The 12,680-nt window shown below is 38.7% G+C and carries 10 protein-coding genes; 1 reads left to right on the top strand and 9 read right to left on the bottom strand.

The genetic code is table 11. From position 1 onward, the window contains the following. Positions 1-155: 155 nt before the first annotated feature. The 8 genes from dnaK to gpr all read right to left on the bottom strand — a co-directional run bounded on the left by dnaK (position 156) and on the right by gpr (position 10,360). A complete protein-coding gene (gene dnaK, locus G6R02_RS07200) occupies positions 156-1,988 on the bottom strand; it encodes a molecular chaperone DnaK (RefSeq protein ID WP_164668563.1) in 1,833 nt (610 codons plus the stop codon). Positions 1,989-2,018: 30 nt separating this feature from the next. Continuing rightward, on the bottom strand, positions 2,019-2,615 hold the full coding sequence (gene grpE, locus G6R02_RS07195) for a nucleotide exchange factor GrpE (RefSeq protein WP_164668562.1): 597 nt from the start codon (positions 2,613-2,615) through the stop codon (positions 2,019-2,021). A 131-nt stretch (positions 2,616-2,746) separates the two neighbouring features. Next, the gene (hrcA, locus tag G6R02_RS07190) at positions 2,747-3,778 is read right to left on the bottom strand and encodes a heat-inducible transcriptional repressor HrcA (RefSeq protein ID WP_164668561.1); all 1,032 of its coding nucleotides are present in this window, start codon (positions 3,776-3,778) and stop codon (positions 2,747-2,749) included. 76 nt (positions 3,779-3,854) lie between these two features. Then, the gene (hemW, locus tag G6R02_RS07185) at positions 3,855-5,015 is read right to left on the bottom strand and encodes a radical SAM family heme chaperone HemW (protein ID WP_164668560.1); all 1,161 of its coding nucleotides are present in this window, start codon (positions 5,013-5,015) and stop codon (positions 3,855-3,857) included. 79 nt (positions 5,016-5,094) lie between these two features. Further along, positions 5,095-6,903, bottom strand: a complete 1,809-nt coding sequence (gene lepA, locus G6R02_RS07180; protein WP_164668559.1) for a translation elongation factor 4 — start codon at positions 6,901-6,903, stop codon at positions 5,095-5,097. A gap of 732 nt (positions 6,904-7,635) precedes the next feature. Next, positions 7,636-7,950, bottom strand: coding sequence for a hypothetical protein (locus G6R02_RS07175; protein ID WP_164668558.1), 315 nt, complete (start codon positions 7,948-7,950; stop codon positions 7,636-7,638). 11 nt (positions 7,951-7,961) lie between these two features. Then, complete coding sequence (spoIIP, locus tag G6R02_RS07170; protein ID WP_164668557.1) at positions 7,962-9,152, bottom strand: stage II sporulation protein P; 1,191 nt, start codon at positions 9,150-9,152, stop codon at positions 7,962-7,964. Between the two features lie 113 nt (positions 9,153-9,265). Next, the gene (gpr, locus tag G6R02_RS07165) at positions 9,266-10,360 is read right to left on the bottom strand and encodes a GPR endopeptidase (protein WP_164668556.1); all 1,095 of its coding nucleotides are present in this window, start codon (positions 10,358-10,360) and stop codon (positions 9,266-9,268) included. Between the two features lie 161 nt (positions 10,361-10,521). Here gpr and rpsT point away from each other — a divergent pair, with 161 nt between their 5' ends. Beyond that, positions 10,522-10,788, top strand: coding sequence for a 30S ribosomal protein S20 (gene rpsT, locus G6R02_RS07160; RefSeq protein ID WP_164668555.1), 267 nt, complete (start codon positions 10,522-10,524; stop codon positions 10,786-10,788). A 674-nt stretch (positions 10,789-11,462) separates the two neighbouring features. On the opposite strand, the gene holA is transcribed toward rpsT, so the two are convergent. After that, a complete protein-coding gene (gene holA, locus G6R02_RS07155; protein WP_164668554.1) occupies positions 11,463-12,497 on the bottom strand; it encodes a DNA polymerase III subunit delta in 1,035 nt (344 codons plus the stop codon). Between the last annotated feature and the right edge of the window lie 183 nt (positions 12,498-12,680).

Genomic DNA, 12,680 nt, shown 5'->3' with positions numbered 1-12,680 from the left:
CACTCTCCCGACACACTATTGCATAAGTTCTATCTTATCATCATTTATTCTTTGATAGCAAACATTCTTTTCAGTTGTAGCTTCCTGGAAGTAAAAAAGCCAAAGTCAAGAGAATCCTGACTTTGACTTTTAATTAACTGATTCCGTATGAACGATTACTTTTTATCCTCTTCATCGTCTACTTCTTTATAATCTGCATCTTCTACATCATCAGAACCTTGACCGGACTCTTGCCCCTGTTCTGCCTGAGCATCCTGTTGCATTTGTTCATAGAGTTTAACAGATAATTGCTGTACCTGTTCCTGAAGCGCATCTTTCTTTTCTTTAATTTGATCAATGTCATCTGCTTCGATAGCTTGTTGCAGTTCTGCTTTTGCATCTTCAGCTTTTTGTTTTTCTTCGTCTGATACTTTTTCACCAAGGTCTTTGATTGTTTTATCAGTAGTGAAGATGAGCTGATCTGCTTCGTTACGCAGTTCAATTTCTTCACGGCGCTTCTTGTCAGCTTCAGCATTTTCTTCAGCGTCTTTTACCATTTGTTCAACTTCATCGTCAGATAAACCTGATGAAGATTTAATGGTAATGGATTGTTCTTTATTCGTGCCCATGTCTTTTGCACGAACGTTTACAATACCATTAGCATCGATATCAAATGATACTTCAATTTGTGGTACCCCTCTTGGTGCAGGCGGGATATCGGTCAGTTGGAAACGGCCCAGTGTTTTATTATCTGCCGCCATTTCACGTTCACCCTGCAGTACATGGATATCAACAGCTGTCTGGTTATCTGCAGCAGTAGAAAATACCTGTGAATGACTTGTTGGAATTGTTGTATTACGCTCAATTAATTTTGTTGTTACAGAACCCATTGTTTCAATACCAAGTGATAGCGGTGTAACGTCAAGCAGTACAACATCTTTTACATCACCCTGAAGTACTCCACCCTGAATTGCTGCACCAAGTGCTACAACCTCGTCAGGGTTAACTCCTTTGGAAGGTTCTTTTCCGGTTTCACGCTTAATAGCTTCCTGAACGGCAGGGATCCGTGTTGAACCACCAACAAGAATTACCTTGTCGATTTCACTTGCTGACAGGTCTGCATCACTTAATGCTTTCCTTGTTGGTTTCATGGTACGTTCCACTAAATCATTTGAAAGCTCATCAAATTTAGCACGAGTAAGATTCATTTCAAGATGTAATGGTCCAGCTTCGCCAGCAGTTATAAATGGCAATGAAATTTGAGTCTGTGCCACACCTGATAAATCTTTTTTAGCTTTTTCAGCTGCGTCCTTCAGACGTTGTTTAGCCATTTTATCCTGAGAAAGGTCGATCCCATTTTCTTTTTTAAATTCTTTAACCATATGGTCCATGATTACCTCGTCAAAGTCATCCCCGCCAAGGCGGTTATCACCAGCAGTTGATACAACTTCAAATGTGCCGTCACCAATGTCCAGAATGGAAACGTCAAATGTTCCTCCACCAAGGTCATATACAAGAATAGTCTGATCCTGATCATCTTTATCGATACCATATGCTAATGCTGCAGCAGTTGGTTCATTAATAATACGCTCAACTTCAAGGCCGGCGATTTTACCAGCATCTTTGGTAGCCTGGCGTTCTGCATCATTGAAATATGCCGGAACTGTGATAACAGCTTTTTCTACCTTTTCACCTAAGTAATCTTCAGCATATGATTTAAGGTGCTGAAGGATAATGGCTGACACTTCCTGTGGTGTATATTCTTTGCCCTCAATTTCAACCTTATAGTCTGTACCCATATGACGTTTGATGGATTGAATTGTGTTAGGGTTAGTAATTGCCTGACGCTTTGCTACTTCTCCAACTTGGCGCTCACCATTTTTAAATGCTACGACTGATGGTGTTGTACGGTTTCCTTCTGGGTTGGGGATTACAACTGCTTCCCCGCCTTCCATTACTGAAACACATGAATTTGTTGTACCTAAGTCAATTCCGATTATTTTACTCATAATCAACTTCCTCCTTCACTACTCATTCAATTATTTATTTACTTTAACCATTGCTGGACGAACAACTTTGTCTTTAAGCATGTATCCCTTTTGCAGTTCCTCCACAACAATATCGGAATCATAATTCTCATCTTCCACCTGCATTACCGCATGATGCAGATTCGGATCAAATGGTTTTCCGACACACTCTATTTCTTCTGCTCCCTGTGCCTTTAATGCATCCTTGATCTGCTGGTATACCATTGAAATACCATCAACAAAACCTTTTGATTCGTCGTTTACTTCCACTTGTAATGCCCGTTCAAAGTTATCAATTGCAGGCAATAGTTCATTAATTAAGTCCTGTGCTTTATATTTACGATCCGCCTCTTTTTCTTTCTGGGAACGTTTTTTAAAATTATCATACTCTGCCTGGATTCGAAGCAAACGTTGCAATGCTTCATCTTTTTCCTTTTTCAACTGATCAACCTCTTCAATCAGGCTTTCCATTTTACTCTCATCTGAATCATTTGGTTGCAAATCTTCTGTTTCATCTGCATCAATCACTTCTGTAACGTTTTCCTGATTTTCATCCTTTGACTCATTTGCTTCATCCGGATTGATTGTGTCTTTATTTTTTTCTTCCACTCCTGCCACCTCCTATTATGAAATTGCCATGTAAGAATATATCATGAAAGCAATAGTTAATGAAACAAAAAGACATAAAGAAGTGATGAGAAAAGCCTCCCATCTGATAGATACTTCCTATAGAGACTTAACTATTCATTATTTTTATACCACAAATACAATGCATCTGACATCTCGTGTGATAACACATTTAATAAATTAATTACCCTTTTATATTCCATTCGCGTAGGACCAAGCAAAGCGATTGTTCCCATCTGCTCTTCATTTAACTGATAAGTTGCTGTTATCAGGCTCAAATCTTTGATGGCATCCACTTTATTTTCGTGACCGATTGTTACTTTAATCCCATTGGAAGTATCTTTTAGCAGTTTGGCTATTTCATCTTCCTTTTCAATCATGGAATAAAATGACCGAACTTTCTCAATATCCCTGAACTCGGGCTGCATAAGTATGTTCGTTTTACCGCCAAAATAAAGTTTCACTGGATGATCGTTAAAAAACGCAGCTTTCAAATAATCATATGATTTTTCAAAGTCAGTAATATATTTGTTCATCAGATCAACAATTTCCGTGTTTAACTTTTCCGGCAGCTGTATAATCGGAACACCATGTAACCGGTCGTTTAATATATTAACCATTTTTTCCAAATCCGAAGAACTTATTTCTTCAGGTATTGAAAACGAACGATGTTCAACATGTCCTGTATTAGTAACCAATATTGCCACAGCAGTCTGTGGTGACAGTGTTACTATTTGCAACTGCTTCAATTTGGTTTCAAATACTTCCGGTCCTAAAATGATGGAGGTATAATTTGTGATATCAGAAAGAACTTCTGCAGACTTTTGGACAATTTGTTCAAACTCGAAAAAACCATCCTGTATTACGTTTCTAATTAATTTTATATCACCTTCTGCAACTTGTGGAGAGACTAGATGATCGACATAGTAGCGATATCCTTTTTCAGAAGGAATCCGCCCAGAAGATGAGTGCGTTTTTTCCAAAAAGCCCATATCTTCCAAATCAGCCATCTCATTTCTGATTGTGGCAGAACTGAAATCCATATTTTCTTTTTTGGAAATGGCACGTGATCCTACTGGTTGTGCCGATTCGATGAAATCATCAATAATGACCTGTAAAATCAATAATTGCCTTTCTGTTAACATGATGATCACCTCTGTTAGCACTCTTGCTTACCGAGTGCTAATGCTAATAATAAATTATCAAATCCTTATTTTTTTGTCAACGAACATGTTTTAAATCATTATCCCCCAGTAAAAATTGCGCAAATACGTCGTTCCCGAATAACATTCCCTGATCCGTCAAAAAGATATTTTCAGTATCCTCTGTCAACCAGCCTTTCTTAATAAGATTGGAAATTTTATCTTTATATAATGTTTCAAAAGAGAAACCGAATTTATCATAAAAATGCTTCTTGTTAATTCCGTTCATCTTGCGTAAACCGAGAAACATTTCTTCTTCAATCATTTCTTTTAAACCGATTTCGTCTGTATTTAATATAGGCCGGCCAGTATTCATTGCCTGTTTTACATAAGCCGGTAATGGTCGTATATTTCCTGTTCGCCTGCGAGGGAGATAGCCATGAGCCCCTGCACCAAACCCGTAATAAAAGTCATTATTCCAGTAGGTCAAGTTATGCTGACTTTCATATCCTTCTTTTGCAAAGTTACTGATTTCATATTGATTCACGCCATTTGAGCGCATGGTATTTTTTAAAAGCTCGTACATTTGGACTTCATCTTCCTGTGGCGGACGGTGAAGCTTACCTTTTTTATGTCGTTGGTAGAAGATTGTTTTTGGTTCAATTTGTAAGGCATAGGTTGAGTAATGCGGCAAATCAAACGAAATTGCTTCATCGAGCGTATTTTTAAACTGCTCCAACGTCTGATTCGGCAACGCATAAATAAGATCAATGCTAATATTATAAAAACCATGCTGCCGGAGTTGATTAATCGTTCGATACACGTCCTTCACCTTGTGCAGGCGCCCCAACTCTTCAAGCATCGCATCATCAAACACCTGTACACCTAATGAAATCCGGTTTACCCCATAGCTTTTAAGCAGTTTTATTTTTTCTTCGTCAAGGTCACCAGGATTCGTTTCAATGGTAAATTCAGTACAATTTTCAATATCGAATTTTTTCTCAATCAGTTGCATTAAAGACGTCAATTGGTCCATGTTTAATGCAGTTGGTGTTCCCCCGCCGATAAAAATAGTATTTACCTTATTATTGGTATCATGAATATTTGTATTTATTTCATTTGTAAGTGCTTCAATGTATTCTGTTGCAAGCTTTTCATTATAAAAAAACTTCGTAAAATCACAATAGTGACAGATTTGCTGACAAAATGGAATATGAATATAAACTGATTTAGCTTTCATAATGTTCTCCTCTGCATGAAGAAAAGGGATAAAACTAAAGCGTACAAATGCTAAAGTCCTCCCTCTCCATTAAAAATATTTAATCATCATTCATTTGCAATACCGCCATAAACGCCTCTTGCGGGACCTCTACTGACCCCACCATCTTCATGCGCTTTTTACCTTCTTTTTGCTTCTCCAACAGTTTTCGTTTTCTTGAAATATCTCCACCGTAGCATTTGGATAAAACATTTTTCTTCATTGCTTTGATTGTAGATCGCGCAATAATTTTATTCCCTATTGCCGCCTGAACAGGAACTTCAAATTGCTGCCTCGGGATTAGTTCTTTCAGTTTTTCAACAATATGTTTTCCCCGCTCGTACGCAAAATCACGATGAACAATAAACGACAGGGCGTCAATTGTCTCACCATTCAGCAGTATATCCATTTTTACAAGATTTGACTGATGATAGCCGATTAAATCATAATCAAACGATGCATACCCTTTCGTCTGTGATTTTAACTGGTCGAAGAAATCATATACAATTTCGGATAATGGAATTTTGTACACAACATTTACCCGGATATCATCCAGATACTCCATATCGACAAACTGTCCGCGTTTCTTTTGAGCGATTTCCATAACAGCACCAACATATTCGTTCGGCACCATAATGGTTGCCTTTACAAAAGGTTCACGGATTTCTTTAACCAACTGTGGATCCGGCATAACCGACGGATTATCTACTTCAATTATTTCGTCATTTGTTTGTTCCACTTCATAAATAACACTTGGTGCAGTTGTAATTAAGTCAATATTAAATTCACGTTCAATTCTTTCCTGGATAATTTCCATATGCAATAATCCCAGGAATCCGCAGCGGAACCCGAATCCCAAAGCCTGTGAAGTTTCTGCTTCATATTGTAATGACGAATCATTTAATTCCAGGCGCTCCAATGCTTCACGTAAGTCATTATATTTATTGGAATCGATTGGGAACATCCCGCAGAACACCATAGGGTTCAGACGGCGATAGCCCGGAAGTGGATTGACGGCTGGATTATTTGCAAGTGTAATAGTATCCCCGACTCGGGAGTCACCTACGTTTTTGATGGATGCTGTCAGGAAGCCTACATCACCAACCGTTAATCCGTCTTTAGCGACCGGTTTTGGTGTAAATACACCAACTTCATTGACTTCAAACTCTTTATCATTTGCCATCATTTTTATTTTGTCCCCGACTTTAACCGAACCTTCTTTTATACACACGTAAGCAATTACGCCACGATAAGGGTCATATAATGAATCAAAAATTAGTGCTTTTAACGGTTCTTCCGGTTCACCCGCCGGGGCAGGTATATCTGTTACAATACGCTCAAGAATTTCTGGAACACCAATATTATCTTTTGCTGATGCTAAAATAACATCATCTTTATCGATGCCAATTACGTCCTCCAGTTCTTCAGCAACTCGTTCAGGATCAGCATTGGGCAGGTCTATTTTATTGATAACGGGGATTATTTCCAGATCATTATCCAAAGCCAGATAAACGTTCGCTAATGTTTGTGCTTCGATTCCCTGGGCTGCATCGACAACTAATATTGCACCTTCACATGCCGCAAGACTTCTGGATACTTCATATGTAAAATCGACATGTCCTGGTGTATCAATTAAGTGGAATGTATAGTCCTCTCCATCCTTATTTTCATAATGGAGCTGAACAGCATTTAATTTTATTGTAATACCACGCTCACGTTCCAAATCCATCGCATCAAGAAATTGTTCTTTCATCTCACGTTGTGTTAATGCTTTTGTATTTTCCAGAATTCGATCAGCTAAAGTAGACTTTCCATGATCGATATGAGCTATAATTGAAAAATTACGTACATTGCTTTGATTTTTCACCATTAGTGATGCTCACTCCTACGTGTCTTCTACCTATTATAGTAAAAGTGCAAATTTAAGACGTCAATAACTAGGATTATAGCAATTGCGACAGATACATTCAAGAACTATGAGAGTGAGCAGCCAAATTTAATGGAGCGTGTTTTTTCCATCCTCTTCACTTCTATAATCGTAAGTGAATCAAAAAAAAGTGGCATATTTTTTAATAAAATTTCTGCCACCTTTTGCTTCTGTAATTCGATTATATTAGTAGAAGGGAGGGATAGGCAGGTTTTGGAGGGACTGTGTTTTATTCAAGTTTTGTGAAGTCGATATAAACTGCGACGTAACCGCCGCGTTTGATTTCCGCTACGGGCAGTCGCTTTCCGCGGGAGTCGACTGCCCTCCGCTCCAATCAAACGCTGTTGTTATTTTATAATCTAAATTTGCCTTTTGCCTATGATAACAGCTAGTGCAGTGTTATTCATCTAACCCAGCGGAGGAAATACATGCCCCTGCATCAGGGGTATGCCGACGTTGGCCGACAAGGCCGATTTTAGTCGGCCTTCCTTCTTACGGGAGCAAAGGCCTAGGTGAGACTCGCAGTGCGACTAGCACGGAGAGGCTCATCAGCCGCCCACGGAAAACGAAGTGTATTTCCGCAGCGGCGGACTAACATTATATAAAGTTACGTCGCAATTTATATCAACTATGATTTATACTAATCAACATATTTTACGAAAAATCCTATATAGACTAGAAAAACAATTGAACAACCTGATAAAGCATGCCGACAATCATTTCATAGATCCCGCCGACAACGTCTTCCAGAAACATTGCTGCTTTTTGTGTTAAATTCATTGGTGCATCTTCTGTCTGAACACTTTTATTCGAAGTTTGCTCTACTACCATTACTTCCTGTACTTCCTGGGCTTCTTGCATTTTATCCTGAACTGACGTTTTCTCGGTATTCTGGGATGCATCCATCGCATTTTGTTCACGGTCCATTCCTACTACCAACCCTGTTAAAAAAAACACTGCAAGTAATAAAAGAACAATCAGGGAACGCATGCTTATTCCTCCTATCGGTTTTTATTTACTTTCTCAGCATCCCAGTAAAATTCACTGAATACCTCTGCAACTGCATCTGCAGTGCGATATAATTCTTTCAGGTTATTACCGACTCCGCCAAATTCAATTACGAGTGAATTTTGTGATAAATCCTGATTGTACACACCATTACTTCTGGGACCTTTTTTCTCAAACACACCCCTGCTTAAGCCAGGATACTTTTCTTCAATAAGATAATGTAGGTCATTTGCTAATGCAAGATTTTTTTCGTAACTTGCATATTCCGCTCCTACGACAAACGCAATTCTTGCATATGATTTCCCTTTAATTTCTGTAGTCGTTTTATTACGTGGCTGTGAATCACGATGCAAATCAAATACATACTGAATATCATCATTCGAAGAAAATGCTTCCTTAACAACTTTTCGCGACGCAGTATAGGATTGAGAATAATTCCATCCATTTTTATTTAAAATCTTCATGATATCTGTATTATCAACACTCGTACCAATACCGCTATCCTCAAGACTTTTTGCAAACCGGTCACTGACTTTAGTTATATTCACTTCGCCGTGCTGAGCCAAATCCGGATCTGTCACATCAGGCAAATGAGGCAAAAATGATTCTCTATTATGTGTGTTATAGATAAACACAACATTTCTATCACCGGTGCTCGGTTTATTTTGATCCTTGTCCTGTTTCTGTTCCTCCTTTTCACCCTCGGAATCGTCCGATTCTTCAACAACCGCTTCCCTATCTTTTAAAATTTCATCAAGTGGCGGCGCTGATTCAAACGGTAAATTTGTATAATTCGTTCCCTCTCCAGCAACAATAATTTCACTCTCGAAGGTTGAAAGTCCAGGTAATTCCCGTCCCAACAAGCTTCTTGTATCACTTGGCTTGATACTCGTTGCCATTTGAAAGATCATGTTTGACAAATTCGGTACTGATTTGTCATCTGGATATGCTTCCTGAAATGCCCGGTTTTCCATTCCCATAAGGTATAAAAAGGTGGAACTCTCAAGGTCACTGGTCCAATCGGTTATTCTCTCAGACGAAAATCGGTAGGCAGGTGCTGCTGTAGTTAATAAACCGATAAAAATGAACAGGATAATCACACATATTAAATAAATTCCACTTTTTTTATATACGTGATTAAATACCTTCTTATTTCGGTTTGATGGTTTATTCCCGAGATACATTGTTCCACCCCTTTGAAGTATTTCTTAATGATAGAATCTATGAAATAACTTCAAAAGATAGAACTAATTCTTTTAATTTCAGAAAATTGATAGAGTTTTACATGAGTGTTAGATCACCTGGTATACGATGCAGAATTTTCGATAGTAACTGTTTCATGCAAGCAAGCATTTAACCCGTTAGCAATCAATGTGCCCATATCCTTCATAAAACCGTCAACTTCCTTAGGCGTAACCATCAAGTTATGGCCTATTGGTGTCAGTACTTCTTTAATCAATGACCGCTTCTCCTCTTCAGTTAAACCTCCTACTATTCCCATAAACGTTTTGCGTTTTTCTTCATCAGGCAAATCCTCTTCAGTGAATTCTTTGTCGCCAAATGTTAATCCGGCTGGTGTCAGTGATTTTGATGGATTATCTTTTTCTTTTAATTCCCTGCCAAAATGCTTCAAAATAAAATCAATTGTATCGCTGGCAATCGTCACTGCATCAACAACAGTCGGAACTCCTACCGCAAAAACCGGTATTCCCAATGTATCCTGACTTAATTCTTTACGCTTATTGCCAACTCCGGAACCAGGATGAATCCCCGCATCAGATAATTGGATTGTCTCGTTCACACGTTCAATTGACCTTGATGCAAGCGCATCAACCGCTATGACAAAATCCGGATTAAATTTTTCAACAATCCCGAAAATAATATCACTTGTCTCCATTCCGGTAACACCCATTACCCCTGGTGTAACCGCAGCAACCGGACGATAACCTTCCGAGACCGACTCGTGTTCCAACTTGAACAGATGACTTGTGACAAGTACTTTTTCCACTGTCATTGGACCCAGTGCATCCGGAGTAACATTCCAGTTTCCAAGTCCTACTATTAAGCCGTACCCATCATTGGGAACATTGTTCTTCTCGAGCAATTGCTCAAGTTCCTTAGCAAATATTTTTGCAGCAGATTCCTGGCGCTTTGTATCCTGCTTTTTCACACCATCAGCATAAATCGTAACGTATGATCCAGGTTTTTTCCCAATAAGTTTTTCGCCTTCAGCGTCAATATCAACATATGAAATAGTTATATTATCTTCTTCTCTTTCTTTTGTTGTAACACCTTTTATCTCCTGCTCTTTAGCTTCCTTTTCAACATACATATCCTTTGCCTCTACAGCGAGGTCTGTACGCACCTGGTATCTTTCTTCATTTTCATCCATTCTGAAACTCCCCTTTCGCACTTAATTAGTTGTTTCAATATATAGACTTCACTATTTCTGCTAAAAAAATACAACAGCAAAATAAAGCTGTTGAATAGGTTGTACGCGTTTGGTAAAATATAATTTGTTATCTTAAGGTGTTACATTTAGGAGGTGAAACAATGGCCAACATTAAATCTGCAATCAAACGAGTGGAAACAAACAGAACAAAACATGAACAAAATCTGCAATATAAATCAGATATGCGTTCACAAATCAAACGCATTGAAAAATTAGTTGAAGCAAAAGATGTGGAAAATGCAAAAGAAGCATTACAAACAACTATTAAGAAAATTGATAAAGCTGTACAAAAAGGTGTAATCCATGAAAATAACGGTAATCGCCAAAAATCACGCTTATCTAAAAAAGTAAACGAATTGAGTGCGTAAAAACACAAAAGCATATTTTAATAATAAACAAAACGATCCCCGATAAGGATCGTTTTTTATTTTGGCTGTTTTTGTTTTTGACACAAAAGATAGATTATGCGCAGTAACTTTATATGAGCGTTGGACCACCGCTGCGGAAATACACTCCGCTTTCCGTGGGCGGCTGATGAGCCCCCTTCGTGCTGGCGCACTCAGTGGTCTCACCTAGGCCTCTGCTCCCGTAAGAAGGAAGGCCGACTAAAATCGGCCTTGTAGGCCAACGTCGGCATACCCCTGATGCAGGGGCATGTATTTCCTTCGCTGGGTTAGATGAATAACGTTTCAATTGCTGTTATCATAAGCCTAAGACAACCTTTAGATTAGCACATAACAACAGCGTATGATTGGAGCGGAGGGCAGTCGACTCCTGCGGGAAAAGCAAAAGGTTTTCGGTGGGGCGAGTAATCGCAGTCCCAACGGCTGAAGACCCCGCAGGAAGTGGTTTTCTTCCGAGGAGGCTGAAGCGTTGCCCGCGGCTATGAAGACACTGCGAAAACGAACTTTTTGAGCAGATGTCGCCTTGGTACCCGGAGGTGTGAAAGCGACTGCCCGCAGCGGAGATCATTCGCGGCGGTTAATGCGCATTTTATATCTACAATGAAGTAAAAAAGCAACTTAACTTACGAAAACAGCCTTTATTTTACTGCTTCATGGTTGTTTTGCACCAATTCGTGCAGTAAAAGTTCAAAAGCCAGTTCCTGTTCCATTTTCCCCTGTTTGATTAAAGCATCTGTTTCGGTTATTTTATTAATTATTACCTGCAGGCGGCTTAATGTAAATTTACCCTCTCGTTTCAGGGCTATCTTAATTACATATGGATGTGACCCAATTTGCTTTTGCATTTGAAACTGACTATATCCTTTTTGTCGTAAAAGTTTCACCTGTAAAATAGTTCGGAATTGAAATGCCAGTAATGCAATTAAGCCAATTGGATCTTCCTTCATCTTTACCAGATCTTTATAAATAGAAACAGCCTGATATAAATCACGTTCCATTACAGCGTCCGCAAGCCGCAATGAGGAGTTATTTACGGAATGGGAAATTAGACTTTCGGCCATTTCTTGTGTAACTACACCGCCTTCACCAGCATACAAAGAAAGCTTGGACAGCTCATTCCGCAACATATGAAGATCCGTTGACAACTCTGCTTCAAGCAATTCATATGCATCATCTTCAATTGTTATTTTCAAACTCCCCGCAAGGTTGTTAATCCAATTTCTTAATTCATAATCCTTAATGGGAACACATTCTGCAATAACGCCATTCTTCTTCAGCGTTTTGCTTACTCTTTTGCGTTCATCAATTTTTTCATATGGCGCGATAAATATAATCACCGAATAGTCAACCGGCTGTGTAAGATACTGGTTCAATATTTCCAGGTTATGTTCAAATGGCAATTTATCGGGTTTTGCTTTTAAAAATGAAGGATTACTGGCAATAATTAGTTTCTTTTCCCCGAAAAAAGGATATGTCTCAGCATCAGCAATCACTTCCTGGACGGGTGTTTCTTCAAGGTCATATGTAGACAGGTCCTCCTCGTTTTCACCCAATACTGCTTTTTTGACATGCTTTGTTATATTTTGTATGAAATAAGATTCCGTTCCATATAATAAATAGGCTGGCTGTATCTGTTTCGTTTTAACCTGCTGCAGTACATCCATGTATTTCATGCCGTTCACTCCAATATATGATATAATCAATCGTAAAACGTCAGCATTGGAATAGCAAGAAATTTTTATGGGGAGGAAGGAAATTATTTGCTGGATAATTTCCTCCCGGGATCTATATAAACGTTTAAAATCCAGACCTAGGAACTGCACTTTAAACGATGTTTGTATTTTTAGGTTTACCTT

It is taken from the genome of Virgibacillus doumboii (assembly GCF_902806455.1).
Taxonomy (GTDB): Bacteria; Bacillota; Bacilli; order Bacillales; family Amphibacillaceae; genus Lentibacillus; species Lentibacillus doumboii.
This window is presented reverse-complemented; position numbering and strand designations above follow the sequence as displayed.

Excerpts from the sequence above, each read along its gene's own strand:
- dnaK (WP_164668563.1), bottom strand. The coding sequence starts at position 1,988 with ATGAGTAAAATAATCGGAATTGACTTAGGTACAACAAATTCATGTGTT.
- hrcA (WP_164668561.1), bottom strand. The coding sequence starts at position 3,778 with ATGTTAACAGAAAGGCAATTATTGATTTTACAGGTCATTATTGATGAT.
- hemW (WP_164668560.1), bottom strand. The coding sequence starts at position 5,015 with ATGAAAGCTAAATCAGTTTATATTCATATTCCATTTTGTCAGCAAATC.
- lepA (WP_164668559.1), bottom strand. The coding sequence starts at position 6,903 with ATGGTGAAAAATCAAAGCAATGTACGTAATTTTTCAATTATAGCTCAT.
- G6R02_RS07175 (WP_164668558.1), bottom strand. The coding sequence starts at position 7,950 with ATGCGTTCCCTGATTGTTCTTTTATTACTTGCAGTGTTTTTTTTAACA.
- spoIIP (WP_164668557.1), bottom strand. The coding sequence starts at position 9,152 with ATGTATCTCGGGAATAAACCATCAAACCGAAATAAGAAGGTATTTAAT.
- gpr (WP_164668556.1), bottom strand. The coding sequence starts at position 10,360 with ATGGATGAAAATGAAGAAAGATACCAGGTGCGTACAGACCTCGCTGTA.
- rpsT (WP_164668555.1), top strand. The coding sequence starts at position 10,522 with ATGGCCAACATTAAATCTGCAATCAAACGAGTGGAAACAAACAGAACA.
- holA (WP_164668554.1), bottom strand. The coding sequence starts at position 12,497 with ATGAAATACATGGATGTACTGCAGCAGGTTAAAACGAAACAGATACAG.